Below are 22771 nucleotides of genomic sequence, written 5' to 3' on the forward strand. Positions count from 1 at the left end.
AAGGAGAGTTACGCGGTGGCCCACCTCCTGTTCAGGGAGCGGTACCCATCCGTGGAAGTGCGCCCCGGGCAGACGCCCGCGCACTCCCAGCCGCTGATCCCGTACACCACGACGAGGGACACCATCGTCTTTTTGCTCGCCCTGTGACTCTCGACTCTCCTGGTCGACGTCGGCGCGCCGCTCGTCGAGCCGCTTACTCAGCTCGGTGAGCCCGGCACCGAGCCTGCCCGAGCCACCCTGGCACTCGAGACATGACCCGTCCCTTAGAACTGAGTGTCAGGAATGTGTACTTCCATCCCGGCCATGTCGGCTGTCACAGGGATTTGGCAGGTGAGGCGGCTGTTGGAGGTGCGTGACGCCGGTACGCCCTCGAGGATCATCTCCTCGTTTTCGTCAGCCGGAGGGAGGAGCGGCAGGTGCTTTTCGTCGATGTAGGCGTGACAGGTTCCGCAGGAAGCGCAGCCGCCGCAGTCGCCGATGATGCCGGGCACGAGATGGTCGAGTGCCGCTTGCTTGAGGCTCTGGCCGATGGCGGCCTCCACGGGGTGCGGTGTTCCGTCGGCCTCGATGAATCTGATCACTGGCACGTCAGGCACGCCTTTCTGCGGTGGATTGGTGTCGCTTCATCAGTTCGGACAGCGGGAGGTCTTCGGAGGCGGCTTCATCCCCGGTCATGGCGGCCCGCGCCGTGACGAGTTGCCGGGCGGCCGTGAAATCCCGCGGCCGGTTGACCGCGTGCAGGCCGGTGATGATGCCGTTGCGCAGATACACCACGCTGAAGGAGTTCGATGACGGGTCGCCGCGGACGACTTCTGTGTCGCCGGTCTGCGGCAGGCCGGCCATCTGGATCTTGTGGTCGTACTGATCGGACCAGAACCAGGGCGCCGTGAAGCGCTCGGTCGGCTTTCCGCACAGGGTCCGGGCCGCGGTTCTGGCCTGGTCAGTGGCGTTCTGAACGGATTCGAGGCGTACGCTGCGGCCGAGGAAACCGTGCCACTGTCGCGTGCAGTCGCCCGCGGCGACGATGTCGGGGTCCGCGGTCCGGGCCACGGCGTCGACCAGGACACCGTCGTCGACGGCCAGTCCCGCGGCGGCGGCGAGGGTGTCGTTCGGAGCGATCCCCACGCCAGTCAGGATCAGGTCGGCTCTGACCACGGTGTCATCGCTGAGCTCCGCAAGGAGGGCTCCGTCGCGCCGGGCGACGCTGCGCACGGACACGCCTGTGCGCAGATCGACACCGTGATTGCGGTGCTCGCGTTCGACGAAGGCGGAGACGGCCGGTGGGCACGTCCGGGCCAGGACTCGCGGCTGGGCCTCTACGAGCGTCACCGCGATCCCCATGTCGGTCGCGGCGGCCGCCGTCTCCAGGCCGATGAATCCGCCACCGACGATCAGTAGGGTGCCACCGGACTGCAGTTCCTGCCGCAGCGCGATCGCGTCGTCGAGGTGATGCAGAGTCCTGCCTGGGACGTGGCCGGAGCCGAATCGGAGAGGACGCGGACTGCCACCGGTGGTGAGAGCCAGCTTGTCGTAGCGCAGCGTGCGCCCGTCGGCCAAGGCGACGGATCGTGTCCGGCGGTCAATCCCGACCGCGGCAGTGTCGAGTTCGACCTCGATGCCGGCGTTGGTGTAGGCGTCCAGGGCGCGAATCCGCAGTGCCACCTGATCGACTTTGCCGTGCAGGAACGCCTTGGACAGCGGCGGGCGCTGGTAGGGCAGGTGGGGTTCGGCCCCGACGAGCAGAATTCGGTCGCTGAAACCGTTCTGCCGCAGTGCCACGGCCAGTTCCGAGCCGGCCTGTCCCGCACCGACGATGACGACGGTCTTCACCGGTGCACCCGTCGGATGGTGACCGGCAACGCCGTCAGCTGCCGCATCAGGGAGTGGGCCGCCCATTCGTGATCGTCCCCGACCAGTGCGATATCGACATCGGGCGCGGTCAGCGCGGTCACGGCGATCTCAGTGAGCATCCGGGCCACGTTCCTGCCTGGGCACAGATGGGCACCGCCGCCGAAGGTCGCGCCGTGCTGGATCTGCCGGGTCAGCCGGTAGCTGTCGGGGTCGTCGAAGACCTCGGGATCGCGATTGGCCGCGGCCCACATCATGAGGACCGGTGTGCCGGCGGGGACGGAGACGCCGTTGTACTCGACGTCCTGCAGCGTCAGTCGCTGACTGAGCATCAGCGGGGACTCCAGACGTGTGCCCTCGTAGAAGGCACTGGTGACCAACGCCGGGTCGGCACGGACCTGTTCCAGGGCCGTCCCGTCGCTCAGCATGCGGAAGACCACGTTCTCGATCGCCACACCGATCGTGTGGAAGCCGTCGAAGAAGTTCGAGGCCACCAACGAGCCGATGTCCTCCGGCTTGCCCTCCATGTCGATCGTGGTGAGTTCGGCCGCCATGTCGTCGAGAAGCGCGTTGCCTCCGTCCGACCAGGCCTTCCGAACGGCTTCTCCGACCACGTCCATGTACGTCGCCGCAGCAGAGAACAGGCGCTGCGACTGCTCGGGCGTGCGGGTGAGCAGGAACGTCAGGCTCATCTCCTCCATGAGGTGCTGGACGTGCGCCGCCTGGTCGCTGCTCAGCCCGAGTTGCTCGGCCCAGAAGCGGGTGACGAACCGCCCGGCGAACTCCCGGGAGAAGTCGGTCCGGTCGCGCCCGGCGCACTCCTTGACAAGTTCCTGTGCGAGGCGTGCGGCGGCGGGAGCGAAACGGAGGATGTTCCGGGGCAGCAGTTGCCGGACCAGGAGATTACGGTACGGCTGGTGCAGCGGAGGGTTGGAGGTGAACACCTGGTTCCGCAGGAACCTGCCGTACCCTTCGGTCTGTTCGGGATCCGGTTTGGTCACGGGCCCGGAGCCGAGATCCGCTTCGGTGGCCATCCACAAGACGATGTCCGCGGGCACGTTGCCCAACGCCGGATTCGCCGCAAGCGTTCTGGCGTCTTTGTTACGGAGCACGACGAGACTGTTCATCGGGCCCCGGAGAAAGTCGGTTCCTTCTCGGCCCCGCAACTCCCATGCCGCTTCCACGAAGTTGCGTGAGAAATTGTCGAATGTGATGAAGTCCTCAATGGCGGGAAGATCTGCCACCGAAGTCAGCTGTGTGGAGGACATGGGTTTAACTACCACCTTTCTGTAATGAGCTGTGGACAGGGCCGGGTCAGTCGCCCAGGACTCGTCGAAGGTATGCGTTGCCGAAGCGCCGATCCGGATCGAGGCGGTCACGCAGTGCGGTGAATTCACCGAAGCGCGGATACGCCGCCGCGAAGTAGTCGGCGTCACGTGTGTGCAGCTTGCCCCAGTGCGGGCGTCCGCCGTGCGCGGTGAAGATGCGCTCCGCCGCGGCGAAGTACTCACGGAAGGGCATGCCCCGGTAGGTGTGGACGGCGATGTACCCGCTCTCACGGCCCCACGCCGTGGAGAGGGTGATGTCGTCCGCGGGTGCCGTACGCACTTCGACGGGAAAGCTGATCCGCAGATCCGAACGGTCAACCATGGCCTTCAACTCGCGCAGGGCGCCGATCAGTGCCTCGCGCGGGAGGGCGTACTCCATCTCGATCATCTTCACCCGGCGGGGGGATGTGAAGACCTTGTACGGGATGTCCGTGTAGCTGCGGGCGGAAAGAGCCCGGCTCGACACCCTCGCTATGGCCGGGACGGCGGCGGGCACGGCCCGCCCCAGCGAGTTGGCTGCCTGGAAAACACCGTTGGAGAGAAACTCGTCCTCGAACCAGCCTCTGAACCGGCCCATCGGGGCGAGCGGACCTGTGCTGCGGTTGTTTCGCAGGGTGTTGCAGTTTCCGGTGTGCGGGAACCAGTAGAACTCGAAGTGATCGTTGGCCGCGTGGAGTTCGTCGAAGGTCGCGGTGACCGTGTCGAACGTCATCGGTTCGTCGTGCGCGGTGAGAAGGAACAGTGGTTCCACGGCGAACGTGATGGCACTGACAGCCCCGAGCGCGCCCAGCCCGATGCGTGCAGCGGCGAACACGTCCGGGTTCTCCTTCTCGGAGCACGTGAGCAACGAGCCGTCCGCCGTCACCAGTTCAAGGCCGCGTATCTGGGCCGCGATCGCTGCCGAGCTGCGGCCCGTGCCATGGGTGCCCGTACTGGTCGCGCCGGCGACGGTCTGCTCCATGATGTCGCCCATGCTGGTGAGCGACAGGCCTTCCCGGGCCAGGGCGACGTTCAGGTCCCTGAGTCGTGTGCCCGCTTCCACGGTCACGGTTCCGGCCTCCCGGTCGATGGCGCGAATGCCGGTCAGGCGGTCAGACCGTATCAGCACGCCCTCGGTCGCGGCAGCGGCGGTGAACGAGTGGCCGCTGCCGACGGGCTTCACCGGCAGGCCGTCCTCGGCCGCCTCGCGCACAACGGCGCAGAGCTCATCGACCGAGGCGGGTGCGACGTCCCTCACTGGGCGGGCCGTGACGTTCCCGGCCCAGTTCCGCCACACACTCCTGTTCGCGCGGTTCTTGCCCGTGTGCGCGCCGTAGCGGGTCGTTGCCACGTCCTACTCCTCCTCGGTGAGCTGGGCGGTGGTGCCACGCGCGTATCTAGCGGACGGAACGGATGCGGTACACAAGGAGCGCTCCGACGGCGGCGGCCGCACCTACGAGCGCGAAGAGAAGCGGGTAGCCGCGTTCCGAACTGATGATCGCTCCGGCGATCAACGGGGCGATCGCCGGGGGAACGACCGAGCCGATGTTCATGATGCCGAGGTCCTTGGCCCGACTCTCGGCGTCGGGGAGCACTTGTGTGATCAGAGCCTGGTCGACGGCCATGTACGCACCGAAGCCGCCGCCCATGAGAGCGGATGCCACCATCATGACGGTGAGGCTCGGGGCGCTCGCCAGCAGGAAGCCGGAAGCAGCCTGGAGCAGCGCCGCCAGGGCGACGAAGATCCGTCGTCGGCCGAGGCGGTCGGACAGCACACCGGCGGCGGCGGTGGCCAGAAGGCCGGCCAGGAGATAGAGAACGGTGCAGACCAGCAGGCTGCCGGCCGGATCGGGGACCGTGAGGCCATCGCTGAGGAAGTAGAGCGTGTAACACGTGCCCAGCGAGTTCGCCAGATTCACCAGGAGCCGTCCGCCGAAGGCCCAGGCGAATTCCCGGTTCCTGAGCGAGCTGCCCATCGATGCGAGCAGTTCCCCGATGCTGAGCGGTGCCTCGGCGTTGAAGGCGATGTCGCGATGGGCGGCCAGGAACGGCACCAGGCAGACGATCAGCAGGACCGCGATGACGGCGAACCCGGACATGGGGGAGAGTCCGAAAGCCGACACGAGGGCGATGCCGACGGCCACGCCGAGGGCCTGGGGACCGTAGATGGCGCTGGAGATCATGCCGCGTTGGTCTTCGGGAACGCGGTCGGCGATGATGGCGGTGAGCCCGGCGGTGGCTGCGCTGAGACCGATCATGCTGGCCGCCCACGCCACGACCACACCGGTCACGGTGGTCTGCGCGCCGGTGACGATCAGCCCGACGGCGAAGGCGACAGCGCCCGCCGTGAGCCAGAGTCTGCGCCGGCCGAAGCGGCTGCGGGAACGGTCGCACAGGGCGCCGCACAGGGGCAGGGCGACGAGTGCGACCAGCCCGGAGACACCGTTGACGATGGCGAAGTCGTAGACCTTCGAGGCCGGGTCGATCGCTTCCAGCTGCTGGGGGAGCAGCAGCTGGAGGGGGACGAGGTTTGCCATCCAGAAGCCGAACCACACCAGGCCGTACAGACTGGTCCAGCGGCGCGAGACGGGCGCGGCCGGTCCTTGGGCGGTGGCCGGGCCGAGGGGGCTTGCAAGGGCAGGAGCGGGTGAGTTGAAGTCGGGGAGCATCGGGCTTCCGGGAGAAGGTGGGCCGCGGATGGGGCAGATGGGTCAGAGGAAGGCGTGTCCTTCACCCCGGTACGTGGGGGCCTGGCCGACGATTTCGCTGCCGGACACCAGGTGGAGGGTGTTCACCCGCTCGCACAGTTCGCCGGCTTTGGCGTGCCGGAACCACACGTGGTCGCCGAGGTGCAGTCCGTGAGCTGCCGGACCGAGCACCGGTGTCTGCACTTCCCCCGCTCCTTCCAGCGGGTTCATCCGCAGGCCCCGGGGCCAGCTGAGAGTGGGCAGACGGTCGCGGCCGGGCGGGCCGGAGGCGACCCAACCGCCCCCGAGTACGGTGGCGATCTTGTCCGTGGGACGGCGTACGACCGGCATGACGAAGTAGGCGGCGGGCCGGGGACGGAAGTGTCGGTAGAAGTCGAACAACCCCGGTCCGTACAGGCCCGAACCCGCGCCGATCTCGGTGATGACGTGCTCGGCCGAGGTCTGCTCCACGGAGCCGGTGCCGCCGCCGTTGACGAACTCCAGGGGGGCGACGGTCTCGACTGCGGCGATCGCGGCGGCGCGCCGGTCGGCCAGTTCACGTGCCGACAGACGCTGCATGGCACGGAGCGCGACGCGCTTGAGAGGGGATCCGGGCTGGTTGTCGCCCATGCCGGCGATCTGTCCTTCGTAGGACATGACCCCGGCCAGGTGGAACCCCTGACGGCTCTGGATTGCCCGGGCAAGCGTGACGGCCTGGTGCGGGGTGTGCACGGGAGAGCGGTAGGGGCCCAGGTGGATGCGCCCGCCGGCCAGTTCCAGGGAGGCGTCCAGATCGATGCACAGCCGCAGAGGGGGGCGGGCGGCACCGACGGCCTCGTCGATGAAGTCCAGCTGGGCGACGGAGTCGATCATGAGGGTGACGCGTGAGGCCGCCCGCTCGTCCTTGGCCAGCTGCTGCAACGCGGTGCGGTCCGCGGTCGGGTAGCCGATGACCACGTCCTCGTGGTCCTCGGCCAGCCACAGGGCTTCGGGCAGGGTGAAGGCGAGGATGCCCCGGTAGCCCTGGCGCCGGAGGACGCGCTGGATCAGGTCGCGGCTGCGGACCGACTTGCTGGCCAGGCGGATCGTGGCGCGGCCGCCCGCGCGGTGCACCAGATCGCCGGCGTTGGCGTCGAAGGCATCGAGGTCCACCACGGCGAACGGCGGATCCAAGTGCTGGGTGGCCCGCTCCAGTTGGGCCATCCGGACCTCGCTGAAACCGGCCATGGCGGAGGCGGCCGATTTCACGTCCGGCCAGGACGCCACATGTGCGCTCACATCCGCACCCCTTCTCGGTAGTTCAGTGGACCGGCCCGGTAAGCGGCGGCCGGGAACCGCGTCAGACGGTCGAGCCGTCCGAAGGCCGCGCCGCATCGGACCGGCGGCGGCCCGTGGGGGCGATGATCCGCTCTCGTTGCTTTCTTCCCTTGGCCTCGGCGAGCGGGATCACCCACCGCATCAGGCGGGGGAAGACGCCGGCGATCCGCTGGACACGTCCGCCCAGGGGAGGGAACACCACCTCGACCGGCTTGGAGACGATCGCGTCGACGACGGTCTTGGCGATCTCCTCCGGTGCGTAGGACTTCTCGGCGAAGGAGATGGCGCAAGCGGGGTCGGCCAGTTCCTGCTCAAGCATGTCCGTGCGCGTGGACGGAGGATGAATGATCGTGAAGTCCAGTGGCCCGTCGCGTTCCTCCAGGGCCACGCTGTGATGGAAGGCCCGCAGCCCGTGCTTCGAGCCGCAGTACGTCGCGTATCCGGGCAGCGGGAGGAACGACGTCATGCTGCAGACGGTGATGATGTGGCCGCGGCCCTGCACGGTCATCCGCTCGATCGCCGTGCAGGTGCCGGTGATGGCGCCGAGCAGGTTGACCTCCAGGATGTCGCGGTGCTGTTGGGGGCCGAGGTCACTTGCGTGACCGGTGTGGGTGATGCCGGCGTTGTTGACCAGCACGTCGACGGCTCCGAACACGGCCTCCGTTGCTTCGAAGGCCTTGACCCAAGCCGCCGGATTCCGGATGTCCAGGACACAGCCGGCGGCCCGGCTGCCCAGACTGAGCGCCCTGGCCTGTACGGCCTGTTCGTTGACATCGGACAGCATCACGCGGTGGCCGCGTGCGACCGCGGACTGCGCGATCGCGGCCCCGATGCCGGAGGCTGCGCCGGTGACGAGTAGCACCCGGCTGTTTTCAGACACTTCACTCATGGCCACAGAGTCTCCTGGTCGCCTGTCCAAGTCAACCGTACGACATGAGATTGTCCTTCCTCGTTACCTGGGGATTCACAACCGGAGCATCTCGATGCGACCGCCGTTCAGCTCTGCGGCTCGGACGGGATCGTCGGTCGGCACGGTCGCGGCAAACAGGGTGCGCCCGTCTTGACCTGCGACCAGGCAGCTCAGGGTGTTCTGGCTCGTCGTCACGCGGTCGAGGACGCGACCCCCCTCGGCCACGCGGACACATTCGCCGCGCAGTGCGTTCGCGATCCACATCGTCTCGCCGTCGCTGTGCCAGGCGATGCCGTCGGGGGCGATCGGTGAAGCGGAGCGCTTGGCGATGGCTGGGCGGTCCAGCAGCGCCGAGATCCTGCGGGTGATCCGGCCGAGAAGACCCGGATGGTTCACCGCATGCCACAGGAACGGTGAGATCAGCGGGGCCCAGGGGCGCGGCTCCCCGAGCGTGCCGTCGGGGAGCACGGGGAAGGCGGTGAGCCGCATGGCCAGGGTTTCGGCCGCCACCATGGTGGTGCCGTCGGCCGTCAGGACGCATCCGTTGGGGAAGAGCACCGGCTCGGTCACCCCGAGCAGGGTCCCGTCCGCAGCCAGGCACGCGATCGGCGCCTTCGTCGGGCCGGGCGGCGCGTAGAGCATGGCGTTCGCGTGCTCGCGGGCGAACGCGTGGTAGTCAAAGCCGAAGTTGCCCACGTATGCACGCCCGTGCGGGTCGACGAGCATGTCGTTGACCGGGCCGCCGACAAGGTGCCGCAGATCCGCGTGCTCGACGAGCTCGCCGTCTGCTTCCAGTCGGTACACGACGCCTCCGTCCATGGAGGCGACGAGCATGCGCCCGTCCGGAAGCCAGCCGAGTCCGCCGGCCCGGCCGGGAACCTTGAGGACCGTCTCGGCCTCTCCCGTGCCGTCCCAGCGGTGCACCGTGCCGTGTGCCAGGTCGGAGAACCACAGGGCTCCCTGATGCCAGCGCAGTGACTCGGGAACGCCGAAGCCACTCAACGCGACTGATGTCGTCCGTTTCATTCCAGCCGCTCCTTGGTGACGGGCCTTGGGCGTGGTGTCTCTGCCGCAAAGCAAGTTGGTCATATGTACAAGACGCTTGACTTGTACGGGTGACCGTCTCATTCTGGGCAAACCGAAGTCAACGTTCCGGCAGGAGTTTTTCCGTGGCTCAGACTCGATCGCTCACGCCCGACGGCGCCCGGGCGGACGCACCCATCGCAGTGGACAACCCGGCCACCGGAGCAGTGGTCGGCCACGCCGCAGACGCGTCGGCGCAGGAGGTGGCGCAAGCGGTCGCACGAGCCCGACAGGCACAGCCGGGCTGGGCTGAACTGAGCGCCCGAAGCCGTGCGGAATTCTTCACGCGTGGTCGCCAGTGGCTGCTGACTCACCGGCAGGAGATCATCGACTCCATCGTCGCGGAGAACGGCAAGACCGAAGAGGACGCGATCGTCGAGATCGTCTACTGCGTCAGCGCCTTCGCCTACTGGGCCAAGCGAGCACGGCACCACCTCGCCGACACGAAGATCCGCTCGCTCTCGCCGTTCGTACTCGGCCGCAGCATGTACACCCGGCGGGTCCCCCTCGGTGTCGTCGGAGTCATCGGCCCCTGGAACAACCCGTTGATCAACTCCTTCGGTGACGCCATCCCCGCCCTGGCCGCCGGCAACGCCGTCGTCCTCAAACCCTCGGAGTACACACCGCTGACCGCGCTGCTCATGGAGAAGATGACCCGTGAGTGCGGCTGGCCCAAGGACGTCTTCCAGGTCGTGACCGGCGCCGGCGCCACCGGCCAGGCCCTGGTCGACACCGCCGACTTCGTGATGTTCACCGGATCCACGAAGACCGGCCGGGCCGTCGCCGCGCGGGCGGGCGAGCGGCTCGTCCCGTGCTCACTCGAACTCGGCGGCAAGGACGCTCTGATCGTGCTGGCCGATGCCTCGCTGGAGCGGGCGGTGAACGTCACCCTGCACGGTGCTCTGTGCAACGGGGGGCAGATGTGCACCTCGGTGGAGCGCGTCTATGTCGAGGAGCCGGTGTACGACGCGTTCGTCGCCAGGCTGCGCCAGCGGTTCGAGGAGGTCACCTCCGGCAGGCCGGCAGGGCTGGGCAGCACCGATGTGGGCGCCATGACCTTCCCGCCTCAGATGTCGATCGTCGAGGACCACGTCAAGGACGCCGTGAGCCGAGGAGCGCGCGTCCTCGTGGGGGGCCACGCCGCCTCCGGCCCGGGCCGTTTCTTCGAACCAACGCTGCTCGTCGACGTCGACCACACCATGAAATGCATGCGTGAGGAGACCTTCGGACCCACGCTGCCCGTGATGAAGGTCGCAAGTGCCGAGGAGGCCGTCCGGCTCGTCAACGACAGCACCTACGGCCTGCAGGCCTCCATCATCAGCTCGAACATGAAGCGTGCCCGACACCTCGCGGAGCGTCTCGAGGCAGGCTGCGTCACCATCAACGACGCCCAGACCAACTACATGGCCTTCGGCCTGCCCATGGGCGGCTGGAAGGAGTCGGGCCTCGGCGTACGGCACGGCGCCGAGGGAATCCGCAAGTACACCAGGCTCCAGGCCGTCAGCGTGAACCGCTTCCCGACCCGCCGCGACCTTCACATGATCCCGTTCGACCCCTCGGCCTACCGGTCCATCCTGCGCCTAGTGGACCTCATGTACGGCAACCGCCTGCGCCGCCGGAGCAAGTAACCGCGCCACCGCCCACCAGATCACGAAAGGCCAGATCCCGATGACCACGACACCCGCCGCCCCGCACATGTCCGTCGGCGCCATGCCCGAGGGCGTCACCCTGCCGCTGCCCCAGCAGAACCTGAGCACCGAGGAGGAGCGTCAGGTCCGCAAGCAGGAACTCGCGGCCGCCTTCCGCCTGTTCGCTCGCTTCGGCTTCTCCGAGGGCGTGGCCGGACACATCACGGCCCGCGATCCGGAGAACCCCTCGGCCTTCTGGGTCAACCCCTTCGGGATGTCGTTCAGCCAGATCCGCGTCTCCGACCTGATCCTCGTCGACCATGACGGCAAGCTCCTGGAGGGCAAGCGCCCGGTCAACAACGCCGCGTTCTGTATCCACTCCGAGGTGCACCGGGCCAGGCCGGATGTGGTCGCGGCCGCACACACCCACTCCCTGCACGGCAAGGCCTTCTCCAGCCTCGGCGTCCCGCTCGAGCCGATCACCCAGGACGCCTGTGCCTTCTTCGAGGACCACGGCATCTACTCCGACTACCGCGGAGTGGTGAACGACACCGAGGAAGGCCGACGGATCGGTGTGGCGCTGGGCAAGGGAAAGGCCGTCGTTCTGCAGAACCACGGGCTGCTCACGGTCGGGGCCTCCGTCGCCGAGGCGGCCTGGTACTTCATCACCATGGAACGCTCCTGCCAGGCGCAGCTGCTGGCCATGGCCGCGGGTGAACCGAAGCTCATCGATGCGGAAACGGCGCGGATGGTGAGGGACCAGATCTCCGGCCCCCTCCCGGGCTGGTTCCAGTTCCGCCCCCTGTGGGACCAGATCACCGCAGACCAGCCCGACCTGTTCGACTGACATGACGCGCTGATCCTAGGAAGCCAAGGCGGGTGGGTGCGGCGGCTACGGCCGCCGCACCCACCCGACTTTTTGGTGTGGCCGCCATGCGACGAGGGGGCGGCCAGTGCCGGTGAGCGTGCGCTCACCGGCGACTCACCTCACGCGTCCTTGGCGGCGAGGCTCATGAGGTGCTCGCCGGTCAGGCGGAGCACCTCGCGGGTGTTCTCGCTGTTACGGTCGGCCAGCCAGCACAGCGTGACACCGTCCAGCACCGCGTTGAGGTAGCGGGCCAGAACGGGAAGGGGCACCGTCCACTTGATGCCCGCGCTCTCGGCGGCTTCAGCCAGGAGCTTCTCGTGGACTTCCAGGTAATGCTCGTACTGCCGGCGGGCCAGATCCTCAAAGCCCTCCTGGCGCAACGCGTAGTGAGTGAGTTCGTACCCCACCTGATGCTCTCCCGGGCTGAGCTCAACTCCCTCCCAGAAGGCGTAGAGGCTCCTGGCGATGCGTGCGCCGAGGTCGCCCTCTCCCTCGAACACGTTCCGGGCCTTGGCCACGCCGCTGTCCGTGATGCGGGTGATGACTTCCTGGAGGAGCTCCTCACGTGAGTTGAAGCAGTAGTGGAAAATGCCCAGCGGCATCTTCGCCTCGTTGACGACAGCGCGTGTCGTGGTCTTGACGACTCCGTCGCGGACCATGACGCGGAACGCCGCGACGATGAGTTCTTCCCGTCGATCCTTCGCTGCCATGCGAGACATTCGGTCCACCGTTTCATCAAGAGTGAAATGCTCGTCCATGCTAACCGGCGTCTTGGACGATCGACCAACTGTGATTTCGGTCGTCGGAGTCGATGGCGTACATCTCGTCCGTGGGCTTCAGGCAGTAGCCGGTGTGGGCCTGGTCATCGATGTCGATGCCACCTCGTCAAGACCACGACACGCGCTGTCGTCAACGAGGCGCGGCGCAGCCGCGGCGCCGACACGAGCCCACGAAGTACTCGTCCTTGCTGATGCCGATGCGGTGGCCATCAGCTCCGTGGAGTAGCAGTCCTTGCCGGAGATGTCCGGGTAGCCGTCGGGCCGGGGCCCTGGAGTGGGCCCGGCGGCGGGCGTCAGGGATGGTGGTGCTGGTCGAGGGCGCGGCGGGCGAGGTCGTAGGCCATGCCGAGGTCGGCGAGTGCTACGCAGGGCCATACGTAGGTGGGCTCGACGTCGCCCGTGACGAAGGAGATGAGGAGTCCCGTGCCGCCGCCGGTGGTGGCGATGCCGGGCAGGGATGTCGTACCGGGCCTTGTGAGTACGGAGTCGGCTTCCGCACGGTCAAGGCCGCGTTGGAGTCGGTCTGGCCGTCGCAGCGGAAGAAACCGCTGCCGCGCGGAGCGCCACGACGGCGGAATAACGTCCGTCGGCTGACCACCTCCCGTTCCGTTGGCCGTGAGCGGCCAGCAACGCGATCAGCAGGTTGGGCTCGCCGCCAGTTATGTCCAGGGCCCAGGTCTCCGGCCTGTCGCCTGCGAGGTGCAGGACGCGGCGATCAGCTGCAGCTCCGGCTCGTCCATGCCCCAGCGGACTCCATCCCCACCTCGGTGGCCACGACGTCCGGGCGAACCTTGCGTACTCCACTATGGAAGACGGTGCCGTCGGGCAGGAGCTTCACTGTCCGGGCGGTCGCCCGGCTGGCGTACACGGCATTCGTCGCTGCGTAGATCGTGCCAACGTGCCCGGGCGTGACCAGAACTCCCGAGGACGTCCGGCGCGGCACGGGGTCGGCGAACGAGACGACTCCGCGTACGCCACGGGAGAGCAGGTGATCTAGGCAGTTGGCGAGGAACCACGACTCAGAATTTCCGGGGCAGTCATCCAGCAGGACGAACCGCGAGCACACCAACGACTCCGTGAACGGCCGATTCTGCGCACCGGAAACAGCCATCACCACAGCACAAGGCCCAGTTTTCCTACAGGTCTATGGGTTGACCCACTGGGGGCGGATCCGGCTTCGGAGAAATCGGCATCGCACAGCCTCCTCCAGGCGGGCTCTTCCGTGCGTGTCAGCCGGTCTTGCCGCCAGTGAGGGCGATGTCCAGGTGCGCGAGGAGCGTGTCGAGTGTGGCCAGCTGTTGTGGTTCGAGCCGGCCGAAGCACTGGCGAAGTACGTGCGTGCCCGCTTCTTCCGCGGCCTTTAGTGCCGTGCGGCCGGTGTCAGTGATGGAGACGGTCTTGCGGCGGCGGTCCTCGGGGTCGCCGGTTCGGGCGACCATGCCGAGGCGCTCCAGGCCCTCCACGATCTGGGTGACGGAGCGCGGTGCTTGGCCGAGGGAGGCGGCCAGCTGCGCTTGGTGGAGCGCGCCGCAGCCGGCCAGTGCCTGAAGGACCTTGGTGCGGGACAGGGACAGGCCGGCGGTCGCCAGCATGTACTGGTCGACCTGTTCGCGCAGGCTGTACGCGAGGGTGAGGAAAGACAGTCCCACCTGCTCCGGGGCGCTGCCCAGCGTCGCTGATTCGTGCTGCTCCATGGTTCGGGTATCCTCGCACAACAGGATCGTGAGGTACCTCATGAAAGGGGTTGTGAGATGGACCGTCCCGTCGCCGTGATCACCGGAGCCACCTCCGGACTGGGCCACATCGCCGCCTTCGAGCTGGCCCGCCAGGGCTACCGCATCGGCACCGTGGCCCGCTCCCGCAGCAAGGCGCAAGCCCTCGTCACCGACCTGAAAGCGGTGACCGACGAGCCCGTCGACGTCTTCCACGCCGACCTCGGCCTGCTCTCCGACGCCCGCCGCGCGGGCGAGGAGATCGCCGCGCACTACCCGCACCTGGACGTCCTGGTCAACAACGCCGGCCTCCACGCCTTCGCGCAGCGCATCACCACCGAGGGCCTCGCGGACATGACGGCGGTGAACTACCTCGGCCCGTTCGTCCTGACCGAGGCACTGACGGCGAAGCTCGGATCGTCCGCGCCGGCCCGGATCGTCAACGTCGCCTCCGAAGCGGCCCAGCAGGCCAAAACGATCGCCCCGGCCAAGGACCTGCGGCGCACCGATCCCTACACCCGCCGGGAGTCGATGCCCCTGTACGGGCGCACCAAGCTGATGACCATCATGTGGACGCAGGAACTCGCCCGCCGCCTGGACGCGGACAAGGTCACCGTGAACTGCTGCGACCCCGGCTTCAACGCCACCGGCCTGGGCCGGGACCTGCCCGGCTCCGCCGTCCTGCAGCGGGTGCTGAACACCCTGAGGTTCGGCGATCCCCGCAAGGGCGCCGGCATCATCGTGCGGCTCGCCACCGACCCGGCGCTCGCGGGCACCACCGGCGGCTACTTCTCCGCCCGCGAAGCCCGCCCCCTGCAGTGCCCCGAACCCGGCCGGGACCCGCGCGTGCAGCGGGAGCTGTGGGACGCGACCGCGGCACTTCTCGCCGCCCACCCGTCCGGCTGAGACCCGGACGCCCGCCTCAAGGAGGACACCGCCCGGTACCGGGGTACCGCCCCGGGCGCGGATTCGTCCTCCAGTAGCTCTTTTCGGCCGCACCCGACTCCTACGTTCATTGGCGGAGCCGGTCGGGCCCGCCCTCACACATCCGTTCTTCTCCTGGTGGGAGTAATTTTCGTGGCCACCTTTCTCTACCGGCTCGGCCGGCTCGCCTTCCGGCGGCGCCGACTGGTGCTGCTGGCATGGATCGCGGTGCTCGTCGCCGCGGTCATCGGCGTCAGCAGCGTGTCGGGCAGTACGACGGACGACTTCACCCTTCCCGGAACCCAGTCGCAGCAGGCCATCGACCTGCTGGAGAAGGAGTTCCCGCAGGCCTCGGCCGCCGGCGCCACGGCCCGCGTGGTCATCGAGGCTCCGGACGGGCAGAAGCTGACGTCCGCCGCGCACAAGCATGAGGTGGAGTCCCTGGTCGCCGAACTGCGCAAGGCGCGGCAGGTGGCGAGCGTCACCGACCCCTTCACCGCCGGCCTGGTCAGCTCCTCGGGCAGCATCGCCTACGCCCAGGTGACCTACGCCGTCCCGCAGGCCGACATCACTCCCGCCGCGTCGGACGCCCTGCACGAGGTGGCGGACAAGGGCGAGAAGGCGGACCTGAACGTCAGTCTGGGCGGCAACGCGGTGCTGGAGGAGGAAGAGAGCAACGCAGCCGAACTGATCGGTCTGCTGGTCGCCGCCTTCGTCCTGGTCATCACCTTCGGTTCGCTGGTCGCGGCCGGACTGCCCCTGGTGTCCGCGATCGTCGGTGTCGGCATCGCCCTGTGCGCCATCACCGTCGCCTCGTCCTTCGTCGACATGGCCTCCAACGCGCAGACCCTGGCGCTCATGCTGGGTCTGGCGGTGGCCATCGACTACGCCCTGTTCATCGTCTCGCGCTACCGGACAGAGCTGCGTGAGGGGCACGCGCCCGAGGAAGCCGCCGGGCGTGCTCTGGGGACCGCGGGCTCGGCGGTGGTCTTCGCCGGTCTGACCGTTGTCATCGCGCTGGCCGGTCTGAGTGTCATCGGCATCGCGATGCTCACCACCATGGGCCTGGCCGCGGCCTTCGCCATCACCGTCGCCGTGCTGGTCGCGCTCACCCTCCTGCCGGCCACGCTGGGCTTCACCGGTACCCGCGTGGCCAACGGCCGCCTCACCACGCGCCGCGTGCGGGCAGAGCAGCACGGCCGGCGCGTCACGATGGGCGTTCGCTGGGGCCGCTTCGTCACCCGCCATCCCTGGAAGATGCTGCTGGCGTCGGTCGTCGGCCTGGGCGTGCTGGCCATCCCGGCACTGTCGCTGCGGCTGACCCTGCCCGATGACAGCATGGCCGCCCCGGGCAGCACCCAGCGCGTGGCCTACGACACGCTCAGCAAGGGCTTCGGGCCGGGCTTCAGCGGCCCGCTCACCATCGTTGTCGACGCTCGGGACAGCGACGACGCGAAGACCGCGGCCACGGACACCTCCGTCATGCTGGACGGCCTCGACGACGTCGCCACCGTACGGCCCCCGGTCTTCAACGAGGCCGGTGACGTCGCCCTGATCACCGCAGTGCCGAGCAGCCCGCCCACCAGTCAGGAGACCGTTGACCTGGTCGCCGACATACGCGACCGCAGCGGCGTGGTGGAGAAGGACAGCGGCACGCAGGTGATGGTGACCGGCACGACCGCGCTCAACATCGACGTCTCCGCCAAGCTCGGCGAGGCGATGGTGCCCTACCTGGCCATCGTGGTCGGCCTCGCGCTGGTCCTGCTGCTCCTCGTGTTCCGCTCGGTCTTGATCCCGATCAAGGCCGCGGCCGGCTTCCTGCTCAGCGTCGTCGCCACCCTCGGGGTGCTGGTCGCCGTGTTCCAGTGGGGCTGGCTCAAGGACGTCTTCGGCGTCGACGAGACCGCCCCCATCGTCAGCCTGCTGCCCATCCTGCTGATCGGCGTGGTCTTCGGCCTGGCCATGGACTACGAGGTGTTCCTCGTCTCCGGGATGCGCGAGGCGTACGTCCACGGCGCCGGCCCCACCGAAGCGATCGTCACCGGGTTCCGCCACGGCGCCCGCGTGGTCACCGGCGCCGCCATCATCATGATCTCCGTGTTCGCCGGGTTCCTCCTCGACGACATCGCGCTGGTGAAATCCATCGGCATGGGCCTTGCCACCGCGGTCCTCTTCGACGCCTTCGTTATCCGCATGACCCTCGTCCCCGCGGTGATGACCCTGCTCGGCGCACGGGCCTGGGCACTTCCCCGCTGGCTCGACCGCCTCCTGCCCAACGTCGACGTGGAGGGCGAGAAGCTCCGCCGGGTACTGGCCGAACACGACCGTCAGACCCGCATCCCCGCGCAGAGCGACCAGGAGCCGACGGCGCCCGCGCCCCTCGGGTAGGCACACCCCCGGCACGCCCCGACCCCGCCTGCCGGCCCCCATCCCCCGAGGGGCGGCAGGCGGTCCCCCGGGAGCCCGGACAGCACACCGTGCACCGCATATCAGCTGTCCGGGCCCCTTTGCCCCCGCCCGCCGGTTCACGCTCCCCGAGGAACGGCGGGCGGCCTGCCCGGACAGCGAAAAGGCCCCCACCTGCCATGAGCGAGCCGACCACCCGAGAACCCGTACGCGGCACCTCGCCCCATGCTTCCCGGCTTCCGCGGTCACTGACCAGCGACCCCGATCACCGCGTCACGGTGTCGATCATCAGTGGGCTGGCCGCATGGCGGATGCTCGACCGCGACCACCCCCGGCTGCGGCTGTGGGCCGTGCCCGTCTTCTGCGCCGTCCTCGGGCTGCCCTCCCTGCTCAACCCGGCCAACCGCGCCCACCTGCCCAGCGAGATCGTCCTCACCCTCGCCTACACCATTCCGCTGCTGTGGCGGGAACGACGTCCCGGCCTGGTGTTCGCGATCACCACAGCTGCCTCCGTCCTCGCGCTACCGCTGAACGTCCTCAACGGTGCCGACGCGGCCCGGATCGTCGCGCTCTACAACGTCGGCCGCTACGGCAGGCACCGCCAGCTGGTCATCGCCTGCACGGTCACCGCCGTTCAACTGGTCGTCTGGGTCGCGGCGTTCTGGGGAAGCGGCCAGCTGCAACACGCCAAGCGCCCAGAAATCGTCACGCTGCTGGCCATGCTCGCCGTGACCGCCTGCGCCGGACTGGCCCTCACCGGACGTCTGGCGAAGGCCTACATCGTGGCTCTGGAGACCGAGAGGGACCAGCAGACCCGCCTGGCCGCAGCCTGGGAACGCACCCGTGTCTCCCACGAGATGCACGACATCCTCGGCCACACCCTTGCAGTGATCATCGGCCTGGCCGACGGAGCGGCTGCCCTGGCCAGGTCCCGCTCGGAGAGATCCGCCGACACCCTCGACCTCATCGGCGACAGCGGCCGCGAGGCCCTCGCGGAACTACGCCGCCTGCTCATCGTGGTCGACAACCCCGCGACACAGCGGGGCACCACCCCGCTCGCACCGCAGCCGACCCTTCAGGACCTGCCCGCGCTGCTCCATCGCGTCCGCGCCGCCGGCCCCACCGCCGACCTGCACACCGACGGGGACCTGACACCGCTCAGTCCCGGCCTCCAGCTCACCGTCTACCGCATCGTGCAGGAAGCCCTCACCAACACCCTCAAACACGCCGCGGCCGACACCACCGTGTCCGTCGACCTGCACAGGGACGAGGAATCGGTGCACATCACGGTGGAGGACACAGGCCCGACCCGCGCGGCGGACAGCGAACGGCATGGCAGGCACAGCGGGCAGGGCCTGGTCGGCATGCGCCACCGCGCCGCCCTCTACCAGGGGCGCATCAGCGCCGGCCCGACCCCCGCCGGCGGCTGGCGCGTCCACACCGTCCTCAGCACCTCCCACACCCTGCCCAGCGCCATCACGGAGAAGCACCGCATATGACCACCGTCCTCATCGTCGACGACCAGACCCTGCAACGACTGGGCTTTCGCATGCTCCTCGAAGCACAGCCGGACATCTCGGTCGTCGGCGAAGCCTCCCAGGGCCAGGAGGCCGTCCGCCTGACCGCGGAACTCCGCCCCGACGTCGTCCTGATGGACGTCCGGATGCCCGGCGTCAACGGCATCGAAGCCACCCGCCGCATCGTCGAATCCGGCGGCCGTTCGCGGGTCCTGGTCCTGACCACCTTCGACCTCGACGAGTACGCCTACGAGGCCCTGCGGGCCGGCGCGGCCGGCTTTTTCCTCAAAGACGCACGCCCCGAGGAACTTGTCGTCGGCATCCGGGCAGTGGCGGCCGGCGACAGCGTCATCTCCCCGGGCCTGACACGCAGACTCATCGACGCCTTCACCACCTCGCACCCACAACGGACGCCCGGTTTTCCTGTCCTCAGCCCCGAACAGCGACGACACCTGGCCGCCCTGACCGAACGCGAACGCGAAGTCCTCGCCGCCATCGCCACCGGATGGTCCAACACCGAGATAGCCGCCCACCTCCACCTGGCCGAGTCCACGGTCAAATCCCACGTCAGCCGCATCCTGGCAAAGATCGATGTCCGCGACCGCGTACAGGCCGTCATCTTCGCCTACGACGTGGGCCTGGCCCACCCCCACTGAACCCGCACGAGCAGGCAGATGGACCCCAGATGCCGCCGTCCGACGCGGCCGTCCCTCCGGCCGGGCGCCGCCGACCCCCGGACCAATCAACTCCAACTATTCGACAACTCTCCCGGAGCACCCCGCCGCTATGCACCGACACCTCGACGCCAGCACCCACGACGGGCGATCCGTCTCCAGTCCGTTCCCACCGGCTGAGGCAGCGGCGTGAGCACCCTCGCGCAGGAAGCCACCGTCGCCGCGGTGAGCATCGTCGCCTCAGCCGCCGCACACCGCTACCTCTACCTGCGGCTCGTCAAGGACGTCACAGCGTCCGCCCGGCTGCGCCGCGCGGGCGGGGCCACGGCGGTCGCTCTCACGGTCCTGGTCCCCGCAGGTGTCCTCGCCGCTCAGTACGCGAACCCCACACGCATCGCATGGCTGGCCTGGCCGGCCTTCGTGTGGGTCGCCCTGGCCGCCTACCTGCTGATGACGCTCGTCGTCCTGGAGATCCCTGCACGCCTCACGGCGCGTGCACTGCGGCGTCGCACCGGATCCGGCCCCGTGATTCCCGCGCAGGCCCCTCGGGCGCCGGTCGTGCAGCAGGGCCACTCCGTTGCGGCTCCGGTCATGGGCGCCCCGAATCCCCGACCGGCCCAGGACGCACCGCGGATGGTGGATCGCCGTCTCGTCCTGGCCCGCTCGGTTGCGTTGCTCGCCACCGGTACCGCCGTGGCCACCACCGGCTACGGCTTTCACCGCGGCCTGGGAGCACCCGATGTGAAAGTCGTGCCCGTGGCCCTGCGCCGACTGCACCCCTCACTCGATGGCATACGCATCACCATGGCCAGCGACCTCCACCTCGGGCCGTTCTTCGGCCGCGCCCACACCGCACGCATGGTCCGGATGATCAACGACACGTCGCCCGACATCATCGCCATCGTGGGCGATCTCTCCGACGGCACCGCCGGCGACCTGGCCGCTCACGCCGCGCCGCTCACCCGGCTGTCCTCGACCCACGGCACCTTCTTCGTCACGGGCAACCACGACTACCGCCACGATGTCGACGCCTGGATCGCCACACTCGCCGACTTCCGCGTCACCACCCTGCGCAACACCCGAACACTGATCAAACATCAGGGCGGAGCCATCGACCTCGCAGGCGTCACCGACATTACAGGCGAGCAGAACCACGACACACCCGACTACGACAGGGCCCTCGGCGACCGCGACGCCTCCCACCCCGTCGTCCTGCTCGCCCACCAACCAGTGCAGGTGCACGAAGCCGCCCGGCACGAAGTCGATCTCCAACTGTCCGGGCACACACACGGCGGAGCCTTCTTCCCCGGCAACCTGCTCGTGCCACTGACCCAACCCCTCACAGCGGGACTGGCCACCATCGACCACACACAGCTCTACGTCTCCCGCGGAGTCGGAGCATCCCTGCCACCCATCAGAGTCGGAGCACCACCCGACATCACAGTCATCGAATTGCGCAGGCAATACTGACTTCGGCTCGTCAGGGTGAACGGGTCTATCATGATTTAGGTGTTTTTAGGCTTTTTGGTGTAGTGGTTTTTGGTTGGTCCGACTGGCCTACACCCGTCCGGCGGTAAGGCGGCCGTCGAAGAGTTGGTCGAACTCGTTCAGTGCCGCCTTCCACTTGTTGTTCCAGCGCTTGCGCCCGCGCCCGGAGGGGTCGAGGGCGAGGGTGGCCAGGTAGATCCTCTTCAGTGCCGCCTGCTCGTTGGGGAAATGTCCGCAGGCGGTGGCCGCGCGGCGGTAGCGGGCGTTGAGGGACTCGATGCTGTTGGTCGTGTAGACGACCTCGCGGATCGCGTCGGGGAAGGCCAGGAACGGCACGAACTCGCTCCAGGCCCGCTGCCAGACGGCGGCGATACTGCCGTACTTGTGGCCCCACTTGGCGTCGAACTCGTCGAGCCGCTCGCGAGCCTGGGCCTCGTTGACGGCGGTGTAGACGGGCTTGAGGTCGGCGGCGACCTCGGGCCAGTCCCGCCTTGAGGCGTAGCGCAGGCTCTGCCGGATCAGGTGCACGACGCAGCGTTGCACGACGGTCTGGGGCCACACGTTCGCAACCGCGTCCGGCAGGGCGGACAGCCCGTCACAGACCAGCATGAGCACGTCCCTGACCCCGCGATTGCGCAGGTCGGTGAGGACCTGCTGCCAGAACTTGGCGCCCTCGCCACCGTCGCCGGCCCACAGGCCGAGGATCTCGCGGTAGCCGTCGGCGGTGACCGCGATGGCCACGTAGATGGGCCTGTTGGCGACCTGCCCGTGCCTGATCTTGACGTGGATGGCGTCGATGAAGACGACCGGGTAGATCGCGTCGAGGGGACGGGTGCGCCACTCGTTCATCGAGTCCAGGGCCTTGTCGGTGATCGTGGAGATCGTCTCCTTGGACGTCTTCATCCCGTACACCTCGTCAAGGTGCGCGACGATCTCGCCTGAGGTCATGCCGCGGGCGGTCAGCGAGAGGACCATCTCGTCCAGGGCGCCGGTGCGACGGGCCCCTTTGGGCAGGATGCGGGGCCGGAAGGTGCCCAGACGGTCGCGGGGGATCTGCAGCGTGATCGGCCCGACCTCGCTCATCACCTTCTTCGTGCGGTACCCGTTGCGGCCGTTGCCGCCCGAACGCGAGCCCCGCCCGCCGGCCTGCTCGGCCTCGGCGGCCAAGTGCTCCTCGAGCTCGGCCTCCAGAGCGGCCTGCATCAGGTGCTGCGTGATCGCGGGCAGCAGACCGCCCTCGCCGACCAGTCTCAGTCCGCCGCCGCGGACCTTGTCCCTGGCCAGCAGCGTCAGCGCGTCCAGCAGGTCCAGACCCAGCCCGTCCACAGACTCCGGCATTCTCCTCATGTCCGCACCGTCCGCCGCCGTCCCGCCGGCGGCAAGCGACACGCCGCCCACCGTCTCAAGAGAGTGAGTCTTCTGGCTCGTCATCAGGTGTCCCTTCCGGTGAAGTTCCCACCTAATTCATGACACTCCTTCAACTACTGGCGCAGGACACTAGTGTCCTGCGCCAGAGATCCGTCGGCAGAAGCGGGCGAGGGAGTCGAGGATCTCTTCGGCTGTCTTGGTCCAGATGAATGGCTTGGGGTCTTGGTTCCAGTCCTTGACCCAGGCCCGGATGTC

The 22771-nt window shown here is 68.4% G+C and carries 19 protein-coding genes; 7 read left to right on the forward strand and 12 right to left on the reverse strand.

Going from position 1 to position 22771, the window contains the following annotated elements; all coding sequences use genetic code 11:
- Positions 1 to 263: 263 nt before the first annotated feature.
- From ACTWQR_RS52370 to ACTWQR_RS52405, 8 genes are all read right to left on the reverse strand, one after another.
- Positions 264 to 596 (reverse strand): 2Fe-2S iron-sulfur cluster-binding protein, encoded by a 333-nt coding sequence (locus tag ACTWQR_RS52370; RefSeq protein ID WP_443234439.1) that lies wholly within the window; start codon positions 594 to 596, stop codon positions 264 to 266.
- Entirely contained in the window at positions 589 to 1830 is a 1242-nt protein-coding gene (locus ACTWQR_RS52375; RefSeq protein WP_443234440.1) for an NAD(P)/FAD-dependent oxidoreductase, read from the reverse strand. Before ACTWQR_RS52375 ends, ACTWQR_RS52370 begins: the two co-directional genes overlap by 8 nt.
- The gene (locus ACTWQR_RS52380) at positions 1827 to 3227 is read right to left on the reverse strand and encodes a cytochrome P450 (protein WP_443234441.1); all 1401 of its coding nucleotides are present in this window, start codon (positions 3225 to 3227) and stop codon (positions 1827 to 1829) included. Before ACTWQR_RS52380 ends, ACTWQR_RS52375 begins: the two co-directional genes overlap by 4 nt.
- Complete coding sequence (locus ACTWQR_RS52385) at positions 3163 to 4506, reverse strand: D-arabinono-1,4-lactone oxidase (RefSeq protein WP_443234442.1); 1344 nt, start codon at positions 4504 to 4506, stop codon at positions 3163 to 3165. Before ACTWQR_RS52385 ends, ACTWQR_RS52380 begins: the two co-directional genes overlap by 65 nt.
- Before the next feature lie 46 nt (positions 4507 to 4552).
- Positions 4553 to 5824 (reverse strand): MFS transporter, encoded by a 1272-nt coding sequence (locus ACTWQR_RS52390; protein WP_443234443.1) that lies wholly within the window; start codon positions 5822 to 5824, stop codon positions 4553 to 4555.
- Between the two features lie 42 nt (positions 5825 to 5866).
- A complete protein-coding gene (locus ACTWQR_RS52395; protein ID WP_443234456.1) occupies positions 5867 to 7069 on the reverse strand; it encodes an amino acid deaminase/aldolase in 1203 nt (400 codons plus the stop codon).
- Positions 7070 to 7181: 112 nt separating this feature from the next.
- Entirely contained in the window at positions 7182 to 8048 is an 867-nt protein-coding gene (locus ACTWQR_RS52400; RefSeq protein WP_443234444.1) for an SDR family NAD(P)-dependent oxidoreductase, read from the reverse strand.
- A 75-nt stretch (positions 8049 to 8123) separates the two neighbouring features.
- Positions 8124 to 9095, reverse strand: coding sequence for an SMP-30/gluconolactonase/LRE family protein (locus tag ACTWQR_RS52405; protein WP_334662156.1), 972 nt, complete (start codon positions 9093 to 9095; stop codon positions 8124 to 8126).
- A 143-nt stretch (positions 9096 to 9238) separates the two neighbouring features.
- On the opposite strand from ACTWQR_RS52405, the gene ACTWQR_RS52410 reads away from it, so the two are divergent.
- Positions 9239 to 10780: an aldehyde dehydrogenase family protein gene (locus ACTWQR_RS52410; RefSeq protein ID WP_443234445.1), complete on the forward strand. Its 1542-nt coding sequence runs from the start codon at positions 9239 to 9241 to the stop codon at positions 10778 to 10780.
- A 40-nt stretch (positions 10781 to 10820) separates the two neighbouring features.
- The gene (locus tag ACTWQR_RS52415) at positions 10821 to 11627 is read left to right on the forward strand and encodes a class II aldolase/adducin family protein (protein WP_443234446.1); all 807 of its coding nucleotides are present in this window, start codon (positions 10821 to 10823) and stop codon (positions 11625 to 11627) included.
- 140 nt (positions 11628 to 11767) lie between these two features.
- On the opposite strand, the gene ACTWQR_RS52420 is transcribed toward ACTWQR_RS52415, so the two are convergent.
- The 3 genes from ACTWQR_RS52420 to ACTWQR_RS52430 form a co-directional block, all read right to left on the reverse strand.
- Positions 11768 to 12358 carry a TetR/AcrR family transcriptional regulator gene (locus ACTWQR_RS52420; protein WP_443234447.1) on the reverse strand — a complete coding sequence of 197 codons (591 nt, stop codon included), beginning with the start codon at positions 12356 to 12358 and terminating at the stop codon, positions 11768 to 11770.
- Positions 12359 to 13142: 784 nt separating this feature from the next.
- Positions 13143 to 13538, reverse strand: coding sequence for a Mom family adenine methylcarbamoylation protein (locus tag ACTWQR_RS52425; protein ID WP_443234448.1), 396 nt, complete (start codon positions 13536 to 13538; stop codon positions 13143 to 13145).
- A 118-nt stretch (positions 13539 to 13656) separates the two neighbouring features.
- Positions 13657 to 14121 carry a MarR family winged helix-turn-helix transcriptional regulator gene (locus tag ACTWQR_RS52430; RefSeq protein ID WP_443234449.1) on the reverse strand — a complete coding sequence of 155 codons (465 nt, stop codon included), beginning with the start codon at positions 14119 to 14121 and terminating at the stop codon, positions 13657 to 13659.
- A gap of 57 nt (positions 14122 to 14178) precedes the next feature.
- On the opposite strand from ACTWQR_RS52430, the gene ACTWQR_RS52435 reads away from it, so the two are divergent.
- The 5 genes from ACTWQR_RS52435 (at position 14179) to ACTWQR_RS52455 (ending at position 21130) form a co-directional block, all read left to right on the forward strand.
- Positions 14179 to 15045 (forward strand): SDR family NAD(P)-dependent oxidoreductase, encoded by an 867-nt coding sequence (locus tag ACTWQR_RS52435; RefSeq protein ID WP_443234450.1) that lies wholly within the window; start codon positions 14179 to 14181, stop codon positions 15043 to 15045.
- A gap of 171 nt (positions 15046 to 15216) precedes the next feature.
- On the forward strand, positions 15217 to 17451 hold the full coding sequence (locus ACTWQR_RS52440; protein WP_443234451.1) for an MMPL family transporter: 2235 nt from the start codon (positions 15217 to 15219) through the stop codon (positions 17449 to 17451).
- Between the two features lie 197 nt (positions 17452 to 17648).
- Positions 17649 to 18968, forward strand: coding sequence for a sensor histidine kinase (locus ACTWQR_RS52445; protein WP_443234452.1), 1320 nt, complete (start codon positions 17649 to 17651; stop codon positions 18966 to 18968).
- Positions 18965 to 19642 carry a response regulator gene (locus tag ACTWQR_RS52450; RefSeq protein WP_443234453.1) on the forward strand — a complete coding sequence of 226 codons (678 nt, stop codon included), beginning with the start codon at positions 18965 to 18967 and terminating at the stop codon, positions 19640 to 19642. Before ACTWQR_RS52445 ends, ACTWQR_RS52450 begins: the two co-directional genes overlap by 4 nt.
- Positions 19643 to 19849: 207 nt before the next feature.
- Positions 19850 to 21130, forward strand: a complete 1281-nt coding sequence (locus tag ACTWQR_RS52455) for a metallophosphoesterase (RefSeq protein ID WP_443234454.1) — start codon at positions 19850 to 19852, stop codon at positions 21128 to 21130.
- An 87-nt stretch (positions 21131 to 21217) separates the two neighbouring features.
- Here the strand turns inward: ACTWQR_RS52455 and ACTWQR_RS52460 are convergent, their stop codons facing one another.
- Positions 21218 to 22486: an IS256 family transposase gene (locus ACTWQR_RS52460; RefSeq protein ID WP_443234455.1), complete on the reverse strand. Its 1269-nt coding sequence runs from the start codon at positions 22484 to 22486 to the stop codon at positions 21218 to 21220.
- Positions 22487 to 22771 lie beyond the last annotated feature (285 nt).

It is taken from the genome of Streptomyces sp. 2A115, from assembly GCF_052245575.1.
GTDB lineage: Bacteria > Actinomycetota > Actinomycetes > Streptomycetales > Streptomycetaceae > Streptomyces.

Coding starts and splice junctions, on each gene's coding strand:
- ACTWQR_RS52390 (WP_443234443.1), bottom strand. CDS start 5,824: ATGCTCCCCGACTTCAACTCACCCGCTCCTGCCCTTGCAAGCCCCCTC.
- ACTWQR_RS52395 (WP_443234456.1), bottom strand. CDS start 7,069: ATGGCCGGTTTCAGCGAGGTCCGGATGGCCCAACTGGAGCGGGCCACC.
- ACTWQR_RS52400 (WP_443234444.1), bottom strand. CDS start 8,048: ATGAGTGAAGTGTCTGAAAACAGCCGGGTGCTACTCGTCACCGGCGCA.
- ACTWQR_RS52405 (WP_334662156.1), bottom strand. CDS start 9,095: ATGAAACGGACGACATCAGTCGCGTTGAGTGGCTTCGGCGTTCCCGAG.
- ACTWQR_RS52415 (WP_443234446.1), top strand. CDS start 10,821: ATGACCACGACACCCGCCGCCCCGCACATGTCCGTCGGCGCCATGCCC.
- ACTWQR_RS52420 (WP_443234447.1), bottom strand. CDS start 12,358: ATGGCAGCGAAGGATCGACGGGAAGAACTCATCGTCGCGGCGTTCCGC.
- ACTWQR_RS52425 (WP_443234448.1), bottom strand. CDS start 13,538: ATGGCTGTTTCCGGTGCGCAGAATCGGCCGTTCACGGAGTCGTTGGTG.
- ACTWQR_RS52430 (WP_443234449.1), bottom strand. CDS start 14,121: ATGGAGCAGCACGAATCAGCGACGCTGGGCAGCGCCCCGGAGCAGGTG.
- ACTWQR_RS52435 (WP_443234450.1), top strand. CDS start 14,179: ATGGACCGTCCCGTCGCCGTGATCACCGGAGCCACCTCCGGACTGGGC.
- ACTWQR_RS52445 (WP_443234452.1), top strand. CDS start 17,649: ATGAGCGAGCCGACCACCCGAGAACCCGTACGCGGCACCTCGCCCCAT.
- ACTWQR_RS52450 (WP_443234453.1), top strand. CDS start 18,965: ATGACCACCGTCCTCATCGTCGACGACCAGACCCTGCAACGACTGGGC.
- ACTWQR_RS52460 (WP_443234455.1), bottom strand. CDS start 22,486: ATGCCGGAGTCTGTGGACGGGCTGGGTCTGGACCTGCTGGACGCGCTG.